The organism is Psychrobacter sp. 219-2-C (genome assembly GCF_049560815.1).
Classification (GTDB): domain Bacteria; phylum Pseudomonadota; class Gammaproteobacteria; order Pseudomonadales; family Moraxellaceae; genus Psychrobacter; species Psychrobacter faecalis.
Genome location: NZ_CP186933.1, coordinates 2,009,032 through 2,028,147, shown reverse-complemented (window position 1 = coordinate 2,028,147; position 19,116 = coordinate 2,009,032). Strand labels below are relative to the sequence as shown.

General features: G+C 39.6%; 14 protein-coding genes and 2 pseudogenes. 7 read left to right on the top strand and 9 right to left on the bottom strand.

From position 1 onward, the window contains the following. Positions 1-45 precede the first annotated feature (45 nt). Positions 46-2,472, bottom strand: coding sequence for an EcoAI/FtnUII family type I restriction enzme subunit R (gene hsdR / locus ACPEGP_RS08250; protein WP_423814269.1), 2,427 nt, complete (start codon positions 2,470-2,472; stop codon positions 46-48). Positions 2,473-2,809: 337 nt separating this feature from the next. Between hsdR and ACPEGP_RS08245 the strand changes: the two genes are divergently transcribed. Further along, a complete protein-coding gene (locus ACPEGP_RS08245) occupies positions 2,810-4,720 on the top strand; it encodes an ATP-dependent nuclease (RefSeq protein ID WP_423813123.1) in 1,911 nt (636 codons plus the stop codon). Continuing rightward, entirely contained in the window at positions 4,717-6,357 is a 1,641-nt protein-coding gene (locus ACPEGP_RS08240; RefSeq protein WP_423813122.1) for a UvrD-helicase domain-containing protein, read from the top strand. Before ACPEGP_RS08245 ends, ACPEGP_RS08240 begins: the two co-directional genes overlap by 4 nt. A gap of 14 nt (positions 6,358-6,371) precedes the next feature. Here ACPEGP_RS08240 and ACPEGP_RS08235 read toward each other — a convergent pair whose 3' ends face one another. Next, entirely contained in the window at positions 6,372-6,965 is a 594-nt protein-coding gene (locus tag ACPEGP_RS08235; protein WP_423813121.1) for a recombinase family protein, read from the bottom strand. A 629-nt stretch (positions 6,966-7,594) separates the two neighbouring features. Here ACPEGP_RS08235 and ACPEGP_RS08230 point away from each other — a divergent pair. Then, complete coding sequence (locus ACPEGP_RS08230) at positions 7,595-9,598, top strand: protein-L-isoaspartate(D-aspartate) O-methyltransferase (protein WP_423813120.1); 2,004 nt, start codon at positions 7,595-7,597, stop codon at positions 9,596-9,598. A 15-nt stretch (positions 9,599-9,613) separates the two neighbouring features. Continuing rightward, a complete protein-coding gene (locus tag ACPEGP_RS08225) occupies positions 9,614-10,618 on the top strand; it encodes a phosphatase PAP2 family protein (protein WP_313206079.1) in 1,005 nt (334 codons plus the stop codon). A 160-nt stretch (positions 10,619-10,778) separates the two neighbouring features. On the opposite strand, the gene ACPEGP_RS08220 is transcribed toward ACPEGP_RS08225, so the two are convergent. The 7 genes and pseudogenes from ACPEGP_RS08220 to ACPEGP_RS08190 all read right to left on the bottom strand — a co-directional run bounded on the left by ACPEGP_RS08220 (position 10,779) and on the right by ACPEGP_RS08190 (position 17,258). Then, positions 10,779-11,054 carry a CsbD family protein gene (locus ACPEGP_RS08220; RefSeq protein ID WP_423813119.1) on the bottom strand — a complete coding sequence of 92 codons (276 nt, stop codon included), beginning with the start codon at positions 11,052-11,054 and terminating at the stop codon, positions 10,779-10,781. Between the two features lie 297 nt (positions 11,055-11,351). After that, positions 11,352-12,563 (bottom strand): glycosyl transferase, encoded by a 1,212-nt coding sequence (locus ACPEGP_RS08215; protein ID WP_423813118.1) that lies wholly within the window; start codon positions 12,561-12,563, stop codon positions 11,352-11,354. 298 nt (positions 12,564-12,861) lie between these two features. Then, positions 12,862-13,665, bottom strand: a complete 804-nt coding sequence (locus ACPEGP_RS08210; RefSeq protein ID WP_011512360.1) for an HAD-IIB family hydrolase — start codon at positions 13,663-13,665, stop codon at positions 12,862-12,864. 201 nt (positions 13,666-13,866) lie between these two features. Next, positions 13,867-14,624, bottom strand: a pseudogene (locus tag ACPEGP_RS08205) (IS5 family transposase). Positions 14,625-15,623: 999 nt separating this feature from the next. Continuing rightward, positions 15,624-16,787 (bottom strand): zinc-dependent alcohol dehydrogenase, encoded by a 1,164-nt coding sequence (locus ACPEGP_RS08200; RefSeq protein ID WP_423813117.1) that lies wholly within the window; start codon positions 16,785-16,787, stop codon positions 15,624-15,626. 227 nt (positions 16,788-17,014) lie between these two features. Next, positions 17,015-17,155: pseudogene (locus tag ACPEGP_RS08195) on the bottom strand (IS1 family transposase); the annotation flags it as partial. After that, complete coding sequence (locus ACPEGP_RS08190; RefSeq protein WP_415622344.1) at positions 17,148-17,258, bottom strand: transposase-like zinc-binding domain-containing protein; 111 nt, start codon at positions 17,256-17,258, stop codon at positions 17,148-17,150. The gene ACPEGP_RS08190 and the pseudogene ACPEGP_RS08195, both read right to left, overlap by 8 nt. A gap of 82 nt (positions 17,259-17,340) precedes the next feature. Between ACPEGP_RS08190 and ACPEGP_RS08185 the strand changes: the two genes are divergently transcribed. The 3 genes from ACPEGP_RS08185 to ACPEGP_RS08175 all read left to right on the top strand — a co-directional run bounded on the left by ACPEGP_RS08185 (position 17,341) and on the right by ACPEGP_RS08175 (position 18,638). Beyond that, positions 17,341-18,171 (top strand): cation transporter, encoded by an 831-nt coding sequence (locus ACPEGP_RS08185; RefSeq protein ID WP_087814222.1) that lies wholly within the window; start codon positions 17,341-17,343, stop codon positions 18,169-18,171. A gap of 99 nt (positions 18,172-18,270) precedes the next feature. Beyond that, the gene (locus ACPEGP_RS08180; RefSeq protein ID WP_256713876.1) at positions 18,271-18,396 is read left to right on the top strand and encodes a hypothetical protein; all 126 of its coding nucleotides are present in this window, start codon (positions 18,271-18,273) and stop codon (positions 18,394-18,396) included. Between the two features lie 17 nt (positions 18,397-18,413). Beyond that, positions 18,414-18,638, top strand: coding sequence for a TdeIII family type II restriction endonuclease (locus ACPEGP_RS08175; RefSeq protein WP_102077605.1), 225 nt, complete (start codon positions 18,414-18,416; stop codon positions 18,636-18,638). Positions 18,639-19,116: the final 478 nt, after the last annotated feature.

Here is a 19,116-nt window from a genome sequence, read left to right as displayed (position 1 = left end):
TAAGAGGCTTAGATATGTAGATCGTAGCTAATTCTTTCTAGTTGCTTAAGCTTGCTTAGGCGGTGGTGTCCAATATATTTCATCTTCGAGATCACTAATGGCTTGCTGATAGTCTTTTTTGCTACCAAAGCCTTCTCTGACAATTTCCATCGGACTACCTAACTGATCAAGTGGTTTTACTTTGAGCACGTTCAAGCTTTCGATTTCTTCTACACCCGCATCAGCATATTTATCGAGTAAGGCATTAAGCACCTTTTGGGCGGTATCTGAATACTTGGTAAAGTAATTGCGCTTTTTGACTTCATTCGCACGTTCACGACGTGTCAAAGGTGGCTGGTCGTAGACCACATGACAGATCAGATCGAAGGGGTCCATATCTGACCCAATCTCTTCTTGTAAGGCTTCCCAAATAATACCAGCGTTTGCCAGCTCATCAATAATGGTTTGTTTACGTTCCTCATCGTTCCAACGCTTGGTAAACTCATCCAAACTAGCAAACTGCTTGCTGAAGGTTTTGCGAGTATAGTCCTGAAAAGACTCTGTAACCAGCTTACCATCAGTATCATAATACTGGATACGCTGAGCCATTACTTTTACAGGTACGCCTTTCACATGGTATTTTTTAGCAGGCTCACTAACACCCATGTCATCACCCATACCAGCCCCTAAATCAAAGTCGTTATTATCAGTTTGAGTTGTATAGGCTAAATCAGTACCATTAGCAATATCTAGCTCTGCGTCTGACTCGCCATCCACCACTTCATCAAGCTCATCGCTCCCTTCATTAATCTGCGATGGCGTCACAGTCATGATACGTTCAGGAATACCATCGAAGCGCTCATCTGCAAATAGCTCAGTCGCTTTTTTGAAGTCGAGAATCGTAAACCATAGCTTGCCGTATTTATCATTGATACGGGTGCCACGACCGATAACCTGCTTAAACTTGGTCATCGATTTGATGTTTTGATCTAGCACGATTAGCTTACAGGTTTGGGCATCGACACCTGTGGTCATCAGCTCTGAAGTCGTCGCTATCACTGGATAGGGCTTTTTGGGGTTGATGAAATTATCAAGCTGAGCCTTACCCAACTCATCATCGCCCGTAATTTTCATGACATACTTTTCGTTCTTTTTGACTTGCTCTGGATTGCAGTTAATCAGAGCACGGCGCATTCGCTCCGCATGATCAATGTCATTACAGAACACAATGGTTTTGGCCATTGGATCAGTGCGCTGAAGGTAGCTAGTGATGGTCTGTGCTACCAACTCAGTACGTTCATCAATTACTAGAGTACGATCAAAATCTTTTTGGTTATAGATACGATCCTCAATCAATTCACCATGCTTATCTGTCTGTCCTTTCGTTGGACGCCAGCCTTGCATATCGACATCGATATCAATTCGAACCACTTTATAAGGCGCTAAAAAACCATCTTCAATACCCTGTTTTAGGGTATAGGTATAGACAGGGTCCCCGAAATAATACGAATTAGAGACCTCGTCAGTCTCTTTAGGTGTCGCCGTTAAGCCTACTTGTGTGGCGCTATTAAAGTATTCCAGTATCTCACGCCAAGCACTGTCTTCAGCGGCACTACCTCTATGGCACTCGTCAATGACGATTAGGTCAAAGAAGTCTGGTGCGACCTGTTTAAAAGCCTTCTGATGCTCTTCTGGGCCTGTTAACGCCTGATATAAGCCAAGATGAATCTCAAAGGCTGGATCAACCGTACGGCCTTCTATTTTAGTCATCGCAGTGCCAAAAGGCTGAAAGTCATTCACCCGAGTTTGATCGACTAAAATATTGCGGTCAGCTAAAAACAAAATGCGCTTTTTTTCTCTAGCCTTCCACAGACGCCAAATGATTTGAAAGGCAGTGTAGGTTTTGCCCGTTCCTGTTGACATCACGAGCAGGATACGATTCTGTCCGCGAGCAATGGCTTCTATGGTCTTATTGATAGCTTGGAGCTGGTAGTATCGCGGTGATTTGCCACTGCCATCATCGTGATAGTCTTGAGTGATGATAGGCAGCTGTGCTTGCGTATAGCCTTTCCACTGACAATACTTATCCCATAGCTCAGCTGGCGTTGGGAAGTCTGATAGTGAAATCTCTGTTTCGAGAGTAGTGGTACTGGTTTTATCATGAAAAATAAAGCCATCGCCATTAGATGAAAATATAAACGGTACTTCAAGCAGCCCAGCATAGTCAAGCGCTTGCTGCATACCTTTACCAATAGAGTATTTGTTCGCTTTAGCTTCGATAACAGCAAGTGGCAGGTTAGGCTTGTGGTACAAAACAATGTCAGCAGACTTAACTGTCTTACGCACTGCCATTTGACCGCGAACGATAACCTTACCATCGCGAAGCTTCACCTCTTCACGAATTTGGGTCATGTCATCCCAGCCTGAGCTGATAACAGCAGGTAGAATAAACTTACTGATAATGTCCGCTTCGGATAATTCTAATTTGTTGATACCAGCCATGGCAGTACTTTTCCTATCTAGCTAGTGTTAGGGGTAATCAGTACTTTAACATATGTTGTGTATTTATAATCTGCTAGACTACCAAGTTATAAATTTTTAAAAGGTATTTGAACTTATGCAATTTTAAGTATCTTTGTTGAATAATAATAGAATAGCCAAGTTATTATAGTTAAAGTATCTTAAAATCGCCACGGTACTGCTGATACTAATTTTTCTCGCTTGCTGAGCCTACGCAGACAGAGGCTACGAAAAATTAACATCAGCAGTGCGCTATGTATCGATATTACTTTTCTCTAACTATAGTTTCGACTAGAACTAAAGGGATTTCATGATACTAAAAACAATACGTCTCTCTAACTTTCAATGTTTTGGTAGTGAGCCAACAGAAATACATTTCGATAAGTTGACTTACTTAATTGGTCCGAATGGTTCTGGTAAAACTGCTGTTTTACAAGCGCTATGTAAGATGTTTTCTATAGATCCTACTATACGCAGGCTGAAACCTTCTGACTTCTATGTACCACATAATGAGCCTGAAGTACCTCATGAAAGAAAATTATGGGTAGAAGCAGAATTCGAATTGCCTGAAGCATTGAATGCTTCCGATGATTCAACGACTATTCCCCCTATGTTTAGCCATATGCGACTTAGAAGCGCCTTAGCATCTCCTACGGTTAGATTTAGGCTTGAAGCGATTATGGGGGTTGATGGTGATATTGACGATCCAGCTTTATTTTATGTACTAGAGACTGATGAAGCAGGAGAGCCAATAAATCCACATAGAGTTCCTCGTTCAGATAGAAACCTAATTCAAGTTCACTATTTGCCTGCTAAACGAGAACCTTCTGATCATGTAGCTTTTGGTACGAACGCATTGCTTGGACGTCTACTTCGTTCAGTAAACTGGTCCAATGACCGAGAAGCAATTAAAAACCTTACTGACGAAATCAGTGATAGCTTGTCTACCAACGATTCAGTTAGTTTAGTGAGCTCAATACTTCAAAGTGTATGGAGTGATCTACACAAAGGAAGCTACTTTACCAATCCAAAAATCAATTTCTCTAACTCAGATATTGAGTCGCTGCTTCGTCATATGTCTGTGTCTTTCTCACCTGGCCATGGTCAAAATAATGTAGATTTCTCACAATTAAGCGATGGTCAGAAATCAATGCTCTACCTTTCTTTAGTCTTAACTTCTCAAGCTGTTGGAAGAAAAGTTCTTAAAGGAGAAGATAGTACGTTCGATCCAGAGAAATTAAACCCTCCTATATTTACTATTATTGCACTTGAAGAGCCAGAAAATAGTTTATCTCCTCATTTTCTTGGCAGAATTGTTAACTCTTTAAATAAACTGATATGTGAGAATGATGCTCAAGCATTAATAGCGACGCACGCACCTTCGATATTAAAAAGAGTAGCACCTGAACAGATACGCTACCTAAGGTTAGGTGCTGATAGGCAAGCAATAATTAGCTATATAAAATTACCAGATGAAAACGATGAAGCATATAAATTTGTCAGACAAGCAGTTCAAGCCTATCCTGAAGTTTATTTTTCAAGATTAGTCGTTCTTGGAGAGGGTGACAGTGAGGAAATCGTCATACCAAGGTTATTGGAAGTTAAAGGTATACCAGCAGATGAAAATGCTATTACTATTGCCCCGTTAGGTGGTAGGCATGTTAATCACTTTTGGCGACTTCTTACAGGACTTGGAATACCTTATATTACACTTTTAGACTTAGATCTAGCTCGTCATCAGGGCGGATGGGGAAGAATTAACTACGTTAACAACCAACTGTTAAACTATCGTCCAAACGATATTTTAACACCTGAAAACTATATTCCGAAATGGAATGACCCTACTAATCTTTTTAGAGAAAAGGCAAACTACGTTGCTTACTTTGAAAGTAAACGCATATTTTTTTCTTATCCATTAGATTTAGATTTTTCGATGCTATATAGCTTTCAGGACGCTTTTGAAGCTGAAACAGAGACACCTACAGAGTCTACAATTAAAGCAGTATTAGGGAAGAGTTATTTCGATTCGACACAATATGACGAGGGTGAACGTTCACTATTTAGAGCTTATCATAAGAAATTTAAGTTAAGCAGTAAACCTGCAAGCCATATTGATGCTTTGGCTAATTTATCAGATCGGGATATTCTTGATAATATGCCAGAATCTTATTCAAGAATGATTGATGCCATCATAAGCCTAATAGATGAGTTACCTGAATGATCTCTACTGATGATTGGACACCTGCTGATAGCCTTATTCTTGAGCCTAGCGCCATGACTGTCGTGACGTCTACAGAAGGTTGTTATGCCCTCACAGCAGGACCTGGCGCAGGTAAAACTGAAATGCTTGCTCAGAGAGCTGATTTTCTTTTAAGGACTCAAACTTGTCGTTATCCGAAAAGAATTTTAGCCATATCATTTAAAACTGATGCGAGTGGTAATTTAAGAGATAGAGTTATAAAACGTTGTGGTCATGAGTTAGCAACTCGATTTGATAGCTTTACCTTTCATGCATTTGCTAAAAAAATAATTGACCGATTTAGATTAATTTTGACAGGTCATGATGCATTAGATTCTGATTACAAAATTGGAGAAGTTCGGGTTCATAGGAAACAAATAACTTTTGGTGAGCTAGTACCGTTTGCCATCTCTATTCTAGAAAGCTCGGATATGGTGAGAAATATAATCAAAAACACATATACTGATGTATTTCTTGACGAATTCCAAGACTGTACTAATTTGCAATATAAGCTTATTAAGCTGGCTTTTTTAGGTACAAATGCTCGTATAGTATCTGTAGGTGATAGTAAACAAAGAATAATGGGTTGGGCTGGGGCCCTTGAAGGTGTATTTAAAACTTACGCAGATGATTTTTCAGCTACTCCATTAAGACTTTACCTAAATTTTCGTTCAAAGCCTAGATTATTAAGATTACAAAATGAAATTATACGAGTGCTGGAGCCCGAATCTGTGATGCCTGATGGCTCATTTGACGGCGAAGAGGGAGAAATTCTTATAGAGTCTTTTACGGACGCTCAAGCTGAAGCAGTATTTCTAGCAGGCCAAATCCAGAACTGGCTTGAAGTAGAACATGTTCCAGCCCATGAAGTTGCTATTCTTATATCTAAACAAGTAGACTTATATGCCCATTGCTTAATGGATGAATTAAATAGATTAAATATTCCATTTCGTAATGAACAACAACTGCAAGATTTAAGCAGTGAGCCCATTTCTCAATTACTGATCGACTTCTTATTATGCATATATGGTGAGTATGAACCAAAATCTTGGATTGAATTAAATGAAAAAATTTCAATTTTTGATGATTTTGATCAGTCAAACGTAGCTTTTAAGATAGGTAGTTACATTCAAAAAGAGTCCAAAGCCTATAAACAGTCTAAAGACCATTCAAATTGGTGGGATAACGTCTACTTTCTTCTAGAGATTTTGGAAACGAAAAGACTAATTATGCTTTCTCCTTCTTATGAATCTATTGATCACCTAAGCCAGCTTATAATCAAACTTAAACAAGAACTAGAAAGTATATTAAGTTTAGAATCAAACTTAATTAATGCTCTGATAAGATTTTCAGGAGATAACGCTATTAGATTATTAACGATTCATAAGAGTAAAGGTTTGGAGTTTGACACAGTTATCATGATGGCGGTGGAAAAAGAGATTTTCTTTGGCAAAGAGTACGATGAAAGATGTGCCTTTTTCGTCGGGGTTTCTAGAGCAAAACGACGCCTATTGTTAACTCATACAGATAGTCGTAATCGCCCTCCTAACTCAAAGCGTTGGAGTATAAACCGAACACCTTACGATGAGTTTTTAAGCTATTGTCGTTTAGTGCAATGAATTTAAGTAAGACACTATTTGTTCTCTCTCAGTACTCGATAAACAGTAGCCACTCCAACACCAACCGCCTTGGCTATCTCATCTTTTGTCATAGTGTTTTGACTACCTAATTCTAAGATACGCTTATGCTTTGCTACATTAGGCTTCTTACCTGAGGGCTTATAACCACTTCTAGCTAAACCCTGTTTGATACGCTCTCTACGCTTATCGTTATCAAGCTTTGCCATTGTTGCTAATAAGTCTATGAGCATATTATTTACTACGTTTAGAATTTCACCAGTCATACCCTCGCTAACTGTATGGGTGGTTGGTAGATCAGCCACTACCAATCGTAAGCCCTTGTCTTTGATACGCTGCTTTAGAATTGCAAAATCATCTTGGGATAGCCTGCTTAATCTGTCTACGCTTTCAACCAGCAGCATATCGCCTTGCTCAGCATCCTTTAGCAGCTTGGCTAAAACTGGTCTATCAAGCTTCGTACCACTGAAATGCTCAACGTACTCAACATGGTTATCATCATAGCTTTGGCTAAAGCTAATCAACTCAGACAAGGCTCTCTTAGCATCTTGGTCTTTAGTGCTCGCTCTTACATAAATTCTAACTGTCATAGCTTATCCTATCGTTTAGACTTGTAATTCAGTGTTTAAAGATAATACTATCGTTTAATATGTGAAACAAGACTAATGATAGGTTAGGTTATCATTTAATTATTTTACAGTTAAGGTATAGGCTAATGATAGGGCAAAAGCGCGTCGACCAGTCCCATAATTCAAAAGCCTGTTATAGATAGTTCCATATTAACAGTCTATTTTGAGTAGTCTGTTAATAGGTTTAAAGGGTGAAATAGCTGGTTCCTTTGGGGTATACCTCAAACATATGTAATTCAAAATAAATATATTACGTTAACCCTACACAGAGTAGATACAATCACATTGAATTAGATAATTATTAGCCGTAGCCTAAATAATATTTGGCTTAATAATTATTAAACTTTATTAGTGAATTACATATTTTTTAATAATAAAGTTGTAGGTTTATAGAATAAATACAGTGTATCAATCTTAAAAAGATTACAAGAAAGTTAAAAACTATTGACATTTTTTTGAAAAAGTACAGCCAAAAATGAGTTTTCTGCAATTAGATATTTTTTATCTACTTTGTTTAGGACTGACGATATCTAGAGTCTTGTAACTTTTAGATTATTGAAACCTCCAAAATGAAAATTAAGGAAATCATCATGGATAACTTTAAAGCTCTTAGGCAGCAAATGATAGATGACCAGCTCGTAGCGCGGGGTCTGCATGATCAGACGGTGCTTGATGCGCTAGGTAGCGTGCCACGTGAAAAATTTATACCTGCCGATCTTATCGATTCTGCTTATAGGGATGCCCCTTTACCTATTGAAGAGAGTCAGACCATCTCGCAGCCTTATATTGTGGCCTTAATGACAGCGGCGCTTGAGCTGCAATCAGATGACCGCGTGCTTGAGGTCGGGACAGGGTCGGGCTATGCTGCCGCCGTGCTTGGGGAGAGTTGCGATACTGTCTATACGATTGAGCGCCACAAGGCATTAGCTGATACAGCGAAGGCCAAACTTAACGCGCTAGGATATGCCAATATTCAAGTCAAACACAGCGATGGGACGCTTGGCTGGGCGGACAAAGCACCTTTTGATGCCATCATCGTTGCCGCAGCAGCGCCTGAGGTTCCGCAAACGCTTAAAGAGCAATTAGCGATTGGCGGTCGATTGGTCATTCCTGTTGGTGCCTCCTTAAAATCACAAAAACTGCTTCGCATTCGGCGCGTCAGTCAAAATGACTATCAAACAGAAGATTTGGGCGGCGTTCGTTTTGTCCCATTAATTGGCGCGGCAGGTTGGCACGATAAAAGCAGTAAAGAAAAAAACAGTAAAGATAAAAGCGAGAACACGTCAAAGGCGACAACTTTGCCTGAATTGATTGGTCAAGCAAGTGAATCGTTTACCAGTATCGATGAGGTCAATTTAGATAATCTTTTAGAGCGTATCGACGATAGCCGTGTGGTGCTGCTGGGCGAGGCCTCACATGGCACTGCTGAATTTTATGATATGCGAGCAAAAATCACCAAAGCGCTTATTGAAAAAAAGGGCTTTAGCATTGTCAGCGCTGAGGCGGACTGGCCGGATGCCGCGCATATCAATCGCTATATCCAAGGTCAAGAGCAAGATGCGCTGCGTCAACATAAACCTTTCTCCAGATTCCCGACTTGGATGTGGGCCAATCAGTCTATGCTCACGTTTACCCATTGGCTTCATGACTATAATAATAAAATCAAATCTTTAGAACAAAAAGTAGGGTTTTATGGTTTGGACTTATACAGCTTGTACGGCTCTATCGAAAGCGTCTTAAGCTATTTACAAGACATAGACCCTAAGACGGCGGAGATTGCCCGCGAGCGTTATGGTTGCCTGATGCCTTGGGCAGGTGAGCCTTCATTATACGGCCGTGCTGTGATTACTCAGCAACATAGGGACTGTGAAGCTGAGGTACTCAAAAACCTGCAAGATTTACTCAAGAAGCGTCTAGAGTACGCTGCCGCCAATGAAGAGCGGTTTTTTGATGCCAAGCAAAACGCCAAGCTGATCGTCGATGCCGAACGCTATTACCGAACCATGTATTACGCTGAAGACAGCTCATGGAATCAGCGCGATCAGCACATGATGGACACCTTACAGGCGGTGCTTGACTTTAAGGGGTCTGAATCCAAGGCGGTCGTTTGGGCGCACAACTCCCACATCGGCGATGCGCGAGCCACCCAAATGAGCGCTCGCGGCGAGCTAAATATAGGTCAGTTGGCACGGCAGAAATTTGGCGACAAGGTCTATAACATTGGTTTTGGCACCGATCATGGTACGGTGGCTGCCGCTTCTGACTGGGATGGCGCGATGGAGATCAAACAAGTTCAGCACGCGCGACCAGACAGTTATGAGCGCCTCTTTCACGATGCGCCCGCTGATAACTTACTTTTGCCGCTGCGTTATCCTTTAGATGATGAGGTGCGTAAAAAGCTATTGCCAGAGCGACTAGAGCGCGCGATCGGCGTTATTTATAGACCCCAGACGGAGCGGCAAAGTCATTATTTTTATGCCTCTTTGCCCGCGCAGTTTGATGAGTATATCTGGTTTGATGAATCGCGCGCGGTTGAGGCGTTGAGCAAAGAGAGGGAGGACGGCGCGCTCGATACCTTCCCATTTGGATTATAAGCATTGGGGTGAACAATGACATCATTTATACCAGAAAACCAACCATTATTCGTCTTAACTGGTCTGATTTTTCTGGTCATCATTGTTTTATTGTTATGGCAGTACGTGGCTATCCGTTATGGCCAGAGTCTTTTTACTCAAATGACTCGTTATGTGACGCGAACCCAACGAGAGCTTGAGCAAAACCAGCGCCTCCTGCAATTTAAAGACAAGTATCCCAAGACGTATAAGATACTGTCTCAGCGGTTTGACGTACAGCATTTTTATGGTCTGCCTTTGACGTTGATAGGCGTGATGATGGCCTGCATATTGGTGCTATTTATAACGCTGATAAGCGTTGTGGCTGTACCAAATCCTGTTGTGGCTGTTACGGTAATAGATCAATTTTTATCAGCGCGGATAAGTTTGCGACCAGATTCTGATAGTGTCGGTTTTTTTGTGCTGATAACCAGCTTTGCGTCTACTCCTATCTATGTGTTGGTGGTTCTGCTTGCTGCGCTGAGCTGCTGGGTAAGGCAGCAATGCTATATCATAGTAGGGTTATTGATTGCTACTTTAAGCAGTACTACCGTGACTTATTTGCTAAAACATGTATTGGAGCGCGAGCGTCCTGATAATAGCTTGCTTGCCGTACAAACTTTTTCATTTCCAAGTGGTCATGCGACGACTGCTATGGCGTTATATGGCTTTATCGCTTACCTACTGATTCGATTTAACCCAAATTTTGCGCGAAAAATTCGTATAACGACCATCGCCATACTTTTTATCCTATTGCTCGGCTTGAGCAGAGTGGTACTAAATCTGCATTATTTAAGCGATGTACTGGGCGGCTATCTTGTAGGTGCGTTTTGGTTGACGCTTGGCATTAGTATTACGGAGTGGTTAAGCGCTAAAGATAAGATCGTATGGAAAGTCGAGTGGTCAACTTCTCATGTATACATAATCTGGCTGAGCGGGTTAGGCGTATTTATTAGTACGTTGATTTACGCAAAAATCTATCAACTTCCAATGTTATCCTAACCATTGTAGTAAGCTACTATGAAGTATCCACACAAATAGCACACCGATAAAGGATCAAGTCCTAACTAGATTGACTAAAAAAGCCCGTGTCCATAGCCACGGGCTTTTTGCGTTTTAAGGGTATAACTATTTAAGGGTATAACTATTAAAGACACTATAATCAATAGTTATTTTGGTTACGCCAGTTGTCTACATCACGTTCAGCATCTTCTTTTGATTGACCATAACGCTCTTGGACACGACCGACTAATTTATCGCGGTCACCTTCGATATGGGTGAGATCGTCATCTGTTAAATCTGCCCATTTTTGTTTTACTGAACCTTTGAGCTGGTTCCATTCGCCTTTTAGTGTCTGGTTATTCATATCATTATCCATTTTTTGTTTGTTTTTGTACTGTTCATCCATACTTTTTTCGTTCACATTTTGATTGTCCATTATGGTTTTCCTTTTCCATTTATGAGTGTTTGAGTCAACGCATCTATACCAAGATTAAGCTCATCCATCTTTTATTTTTTTTATTGATAAATAGGCTATCAGCAATTATTAAACTTCAAGCTGACATATCTAATATAGAGAGACACAATTGGGCTGTCTGTATAACGAATGTTTAAAGTGTTGCTGAGCTATTGTTAAGTCCGCTGATTTGTTATGACGGTATAAGTTATAATTTTAATTAGACCGTTACTATCAGCAGCTTAATGAATCACTTATTCCGAACTGGGATTATAACCATCATTTTGACTCCTCTTTTACCATCGCTCTAAATCTATCGGAAAAGCCAGGTAAAACGGAACGCACTGTATTCCACGGAGAGAGGGATGCAACACCCATTGGATCCTCATAAAACTCATCTGCAGCTTCTTTGATAGCCTCTTCAAAAGCTTCGACTACACTTATCTCATTTTGGCGGTTATACTCAAGGGCATTTATCTTACTGAGTGCACTGTACTTTGAAATCTCAATACGCGACTGCTGGTAATATGAAGCAAGGAGTGTTTTAAAAGAGGCTTCTGAAAAAACCACTCCCTCTTGAGCTAAAATTCTAAAAAGAGTTTTAGCTATATCGTTTGCCATCTTGTAAATGCCATCACCTTCACTTTTTGAGCCTAAGTCTTGATGTTTATGCTCATAAGTCTTCATGATTTCTGTTTGACAGATGCGACGGCTTGAGGTGTTGTTATAAACTTCTGAGAGTGTTGAAACCTCAAGCCCCCAAGTAGGAGAAATCGCAATACCACGACCAAGAGAGCGGATAAATGCGAACTCTCCAGAGAGGGCATAACGAAAATTCTGCATATACTCCAAGTAGTGGTTTGAGCCAAAAGTAATCTTGAGTGCTTTTATGAGTGGTGTATAAAAAAGACGGGTCACACGACCGTGGAGCTTGTTTGTAACGCGAGAGTAATAGCCTTTATTAAACTCAAAATCAAGTCCTGGGTGTACTATGGGGTAAAAAAGCCGTGCAACAAGCGCTCGTGAGTAGTTTACTATGTCACAATCATGCAAGGCAAAAGCATAGTTATCTTGATCTGTGAGACCATAACCTATCATCGTCCAGACATTACGACCTTTTCCTGGAGTGTCTAAACCAGGAAAACCCTCATCTATAAGCTCTTTATATATCTTTTTCATGTTTGGACCATCATTCCAAAGTACCTCAACACTACACTCCAAAATGCTCATACGCTTCTTTACTTCTAAAAACTGCTCCTCAGTTGCACAGTCGAGTCCAAGTATAATTTTATAGAGATACTTCACGTTTTTAAGCTCATCAATAATAGTCTGCATCGCTGGCGTTTCAAACTCTGAGTAGAGAGCGGGAAGCAAAAGCACCATATTTCTGCGTTTTGAAAAGTGCAATAATTCTTCTTCTATGCTTTCTAAGGAGCGATTTCCCACATTTTGTAGTGTTGTTATAACGCCGTTTTGAAAAAAATCTGACATCTTATTCTCCCTTTTGATGTTATCTCATATAACTAGACTGCCATAATTTTTCAAAACCTCGCAGTGACAGCAAGTGTCATTGCGAGCGAAGCGCGGCACTCTAACCTTCACGGTTACCTTTTATTATTATCGCTACATCTATCATATTTGTGCCACTACAGTCTTATGTTTAGAGGGGTTACCATATTTCTTGCTATCTACACTTAAAATATTTTCTTTAAGCTAGCCATATTTTGAGACGAATTTTTTTAGCAAAGACGCCTCAAGTGCATCGGCAAATATCTCTCTTGCAAGCACTTTAGAGTCCATCAAATATCTCCAGTATAGAGCTATTCCAACCTTTTGGTCCTGGGTAGTCTGCTCTTTTTATATCTGCGTTTCCTATGGCACTAAAAGAGCCATCATAGAGGGGAACTAAAACACCAATATCTGCTTTTTTTATCATAGTAAAGTCATTTGCACTATCACCAAGGGCTATCTTGGTGCACTTTTGGTTGTAATACTCTTCATACATGTGAGCAAGTGTCAGCATGGCATTTGCTTTGTCTTGTAGGAGTGAGACAAGGTGATAAAATCTTCCCCCTTTTACTATATCAAAGCCCTCTTCATTTGCCTCTTTTTTAAGAGCCTCAAGCTCTCTTTCGTCTTGCATCAAAAAAGGCTCACTAAAGTCACGTTTCATGGCATTTAGGCTCTCTTCTCTTGGCAAACCTGTATGCTGTATTACTTCATCAACACTCATATCTCCAAAACCTTTTATAGAGTAGCTCCGTTTCATGTGTGTGAAAAAAAGTCTCAGTTCTGTGTAGGAGTGCGCCTTAGAGAATTTTATCCACTCCTCTTTAAATGCCATCTCTCTTGCAAGTACACTCTCTGAGGGCACAAATATCCCAGCACCATTCTCAACAATAAAAGGCTGCCGCATGCCTAACTCTTTTTGAAGCACTACTACTTCACTAAAGGTTTTGCTCGTAGCAATAATGAGAGGAATTGAGCGATATTTTAAAAGTGCTAAGGCCTCTTTTGCAGGAGCGAAACTATAATCCTGGTGATTGAGTAGTGTTCCATCTAAATCGGTAAATACAAGATATCTCTTCTTCATAGCAGTAGAATACAAAACAATTATTTGTTATGGTCAACTTATTTCAGACCACTTCTTAGCGGTTTTTATTGAAATAAACGCAGTCGAAAATGCCATGGAATCTCTCATGACATTCAGCACTTTAGAACAACCCCTTGAGCAATTACTTTATGGACTAATAACTTGGGTTTATTACAACTTAGATTGGGGGCAATATAGAATTCAAATCAAAGGCAACCAAATAAAAACACAAGCTAGTATGATCGCAGCCCCGTAACTGTCTTTAAGCTTATCATAACAAGTGGCGATGCCTCTAAAATGCTTCAACCTAGCAAAAGCATTTTCTACCAAATAGCGGCAGCGATATAAATATCAATCCAAGGTATCGTTATTGCTTTTAAAGTTAGACTTAACCGGTATGACCGACTCAGCACACTGCTTAAAGTCACACGCTCTAATGTCGCTACTATCATAGCCTCTGCCTGCTACTACCGTCTGAGTCTGTTTCTTAGTCGTGCTTTTAATTAATATATTGACTACCTTAGAGTCATGTACCTGTTCGCCTGTCAGCTGAACATAGATAGGGTTACCGCAAACATCAACCACTAAGTGCAGCTTGCTGCTATGATCGGCCACGCTCCTACTATAGCTTCATCACGACAACTGGCTGCACCTGTACTATGCTGATAGGCTTTGACCATACTGCCACCTATAAATAACCATTCGCTATCATAGTCTACTGTTACGATTGCCATAAGTTTTTGCCACTTACCTGTTTTACGTCAATAGCGGTATTGGTGATAAACGCTAGACCAATTGCCAAAACAGGGCAGTAAGTCACGCCATGGACAGCTCAATCGTATGCGATATAACATCGCTTCAACGGTGAGTCTTAGATTGGGCTTGGTATATATGTTGATTTGTCGCAATATATTAGACAGCTTGTGCCAGTACTCATTAGTGAGCTTAGGGCGAGCCATAAGTGATGCCTTTTTTCTTTGCTGTGGTAAACAAGAGGGTAAGGCGCTGCTTATTTTTTCAATTAGTGAATTCTATACAGTCCCTAATTAAAAAAGACTATAAAACATGCTGAGTGACATTAATTTGAATTGAATTATAACTATAATTGTTAGTCCAATAATTAAAATAAAGACTGCTACTGCCCGTATGATGAGCCTTTTATCTCTCATAGATTACCCCTCATGCTTTCATATAACTATAACCTTAAAATCCTTCTTTTATTAGCCTTTACTTCTTTTTATCGTTTGTCATTAAGTTATAAAAATAGATGAAGGCACTTACTATTTAATATCGCAAACATACAATCAATTTAGTAAACACTAGTTTATCAAGAAAAATCTACTTTTGGGGCTTAGATAATTCTAAACGTCTTTATACTGAAGGTATCACCATTTTATGTTCAAAATTACACTTCTATGTACACTGAGCTGCTATAAATAATTTTGTCTACTAACACCAATAGCATACAGCCTAATGTTCAAGTCCTCACTAGGGTACTGAACCAGTGAAATTGGTTTGTCATAGGTATACTTACAATAGATTATAGTGCAATGGGAAGATAGAACTAAGACAATTAAAGAGCTGATTAAAGAACTCCAAAGTTTTGAGGACCAAAACTTGATTGTTATGATAACTAATGATGAAGGTGAAACATTTAACTCGGTAAAGTTGGTTAGCAGAGGGTTTGTAGCTAATAAAGATGATCCTGATAAATATGAGAAAGTTTATTGTGCTTTACACTTCTAAGCTTTAAGACCATCTAAGACAGTTAGTTGGTTTTTTAATCCCTAAACCCATGAAAATCGGTTGGGGGGTGATTTTTTTGCCGTGTGCAGAGAAAAGCAAGTCAAAGATTTTTTTACTAGCTGCTTTAACGATAATCATTATTTAAGATAATTTCGTTAAAGCAGCTATGACTTAACTCTTAAATGTTAAAAGTTAAGGGTAAATTTGAAAAATCAAGGAGTTAAAATGACTTTACGACATTCTTCTTCACGCTTTTCGAAAATTTCATAACCTTTAGCAGCGTCAGACAAATTCATACGGTGAGTAATAATAGCTTCAGGTGATAAATCACCATTTTCAATATACTCTAATAATTGTGGTAAATACTTGTGTACATGGGTTTGGCCCATTTTGAAAGTAAGCCCCTTATCAAAAGCGTCACCAAATAAGAAACCATGAATAGGTCCTGCATACACACCAGGAACACTAACGACCCCGCCACGACGCACAGCTGCAATACATTGACGTAAAGCTGCACCACTTGATCCTTCAATTTTCAAATTGGTCATTATTGTTTCTAGCATACTGCCTTTGGCTTCAAAGCCAATCGCATCAATAACGCTGTCAACGCCGCGATGCCCTTTGGTCTGTTCAATGATGAACTCAGCAGCATCTACCTTATCGAAATTAACCGGAATAGCCCCGTACGTATCTTTGGCATACTGCAAACGGTAGTCATTATGATCTACCACGAAGATCTGCTCAGCGCCTAACATTTTGGCACAAGCTGCTGATAATAACCCCACAGGACCCGCACCATAAATAGCTACGGTTGAACCTTTAGTAATATTAGCATTAGTTACGGCCTGCCATGCAGTCGGTAAAATATCTGATAAAAATAAAACCTTCTCATCTGACAGTGAGCCAGGTACTTTGAACGGACCAAAATTACCTTTAGGAACCCGTACAAATTCTGCTTGTCCACCAGGAATCCCACCATATAAATGGCTAAAACCAAATAAAGCAGCCGGTGGCGGAATTATTTTTTTATTAAGAGCAGCGCCTGGGCCTGTATTTGTAGTCTCACAAGCGGACATTAGGTCATGCTGACAGAAAAAGCAGTTACCACATGCAATAACAAAAGGAATAACAACTCTATCGCCTTTTTTAACAGCAGTGACTTCAGAGCCTACTTCTTCAACCACACCCATAAACTCATGACCGAAGATATCGCCTTCCTCGGTTGCAGGCATTTTGCCACGATACAGGTGTAAATCTGAGCCACAAATTGCAGTCGCAGTCACACGTAAAATAACATCATCTTTTTCTTGCAGTTTAGGCTCTGGGACATTGTCCACTCGCACATCTTTAGCACCGTGGTAAGTTAAAGCACGCATAATTTCTCCAATTAAGTAAAGATTGCAAAATCTCGATAAACTCGATAAACAATAATCTGTGACAATACAATATGAAAGTTATTAGAATCAATGGTTTATGATATCTAAGTTAGGTATTACTCAATTATATTAGCACCTTGAAAAACAAGATTTATAATCAACGTGTGTTAAAAAGGTTGCGTGTTGTAAGTAAAAAATTGGGTGGTGGTTCAAAAAGTAGGCTAACATTAGACATACCCATGATTGATGTAAAAGAAAGCTAAATCAAAGGCTTTAAAGTGATTTTCCAGCTTTTTAGAAAAGTTACAACTTCGCCTAAATGCTCGCCTTACTCGATGTCTGATAGTGCAATTATTACCTTCAATGCCTTTTGCAGTCTTTGTATTTATAGTTTCGCTTACCATAGCTTTTGAAACCATTTTTCTTTATATTGTCACTTAGACAGGCTGGGCATTTGATGTATAGTGTCATTTGCATTTCACTATTTATCAATTTCTCAGCCTGTTTTTTTCCAGCCTACTTTTTGAACCACCACCCGGATATAAATGTAGCTATGAATAAAACAACTTTTAAAATATCGAAGATGGACTGCCCTTCGGAGGAAAACCTAATCCGAATGAAATTAGAGGGCCACTCGAATATTGAACATCTTGAGTTCGACATTCCTAACCGTCAATTAACTGTGTTTCATCATGACAATATAGAAGGGATAGAGACTGCTATTCATGACCTAAAATTAGGAGACACCCTACTCTCGACCGAAACCATTGACCCCTCTGATCCCAACAATAATTTTAAAATTGATGCTGACTCTAGTCACAAAAAAGATGCTGAGCAAAGAAAGCTACTATGGATAGTGCTGGTCATTAACTTTGCTTTCTTTATTATTGAAATGAGCACGGGACTGATTTCTCGTTCGATGGGGTTGGTCGCCGACAGCTTAGATATGTTAGCAGATAGCTTCGTGTACGGAATTAGCTTATTTGCGGTCGGTGGAACGGTCATTAAGAAAAAACGGATTGCTAGAATTGCCGGATATTTTCAAATTACGCTAGCGATTCTTGGTTTTTTAGAAGTACTAAGACGTTTCTTTGGCAATGAGCAGTTACCTGACTTTTCTACCATGATAGTCATATCGATTCTTGCGCTAATTGCAAACTCGATTTGCCTCTATTTACTACAAAAATCGAAAAGCAAAGAAGAAGCCCATATGCAAGCCAGTATGATTTTCACTTCAAACGATGTGATTATCAATTTAGGGGTAATTGTTGCAGGAATTTTGGTTAATTGGTTACACTCTAGTACGCCTGATTTGATTATTGGTAGCATCGTATTTGCTTTAGTTATTCAGGGCGCCTTTAGAATATTGAAGTTGAGTAAGTAGCCAAGCCTAATAACTGAAGCAAATAGCTCAAGTAAGTAGCTTAATTAAACCGCTAAGTGTAAAGTAACTGGGTTTGAAGCAAATAAACATCATAAGGATATGAGACCTCAAGCAATGATTGAACAAACTTTAAATCTAGTCACCACCAAAGACCATCAGCAAGTTGCCGTTTGGCGAATAATAGATGATGAAGTCTTTGATAAGAATCTGGTGGTGGTCAACTAATTTAGGACACTAATAAAATTCAAACCTACATCGCCATTCCTTATAACCCTGAGTCGAGAACGGATAATAATTATAAGCGTTGGGGCAACTTTTATGACCGCCAAGATCTGTTAGTAGGTGACGAATTATGGCAGCTTGTGTCAGGTGGTCAATTTTCACTCAATGATATGGTTGATATTTTTAGAGAGGTCGGTGCTGAGTCTAAAGAAGATATCGAGAAGGCTTTAAAGAGCCTTTCCTAAAAAGTGTGTAACTATCATTTAGATTGTAGAAGTACTTACACGAAATTTAGGAAAGGCTCTATGATTCCTATACATTTTACGCTAAAAAAACCAAAGGCTTTATGTCAAAATAGCGGGAGGGAATGTAGATTCTTATTTATTCCATAAGAATCTAGCAGACTCTGTTAACGTAGGAGAGTATTCCTCTAAACTAGATAACCAAGGTTATTACACGCTCCCATATTCAGGTAAATATGAATTGCGTATTCTTCAGCCACGCTCTCAAGCTTCTAGAGGGAAAACACCTGCGTATTGGCTAGAAGTATCTATTTTATAGTTATATAAGCTTAATATTATAATGCTGACCTACGCTATCACATACACAGACTGTAATACTCATGCTGAGTATTACAGTCTGTGTAGCGCACCGATCACAAATAAAATTTGTATGGTAAGTACACCGGAACTATTTCTTAGCCCACAGCCAAAGATTCAAGTC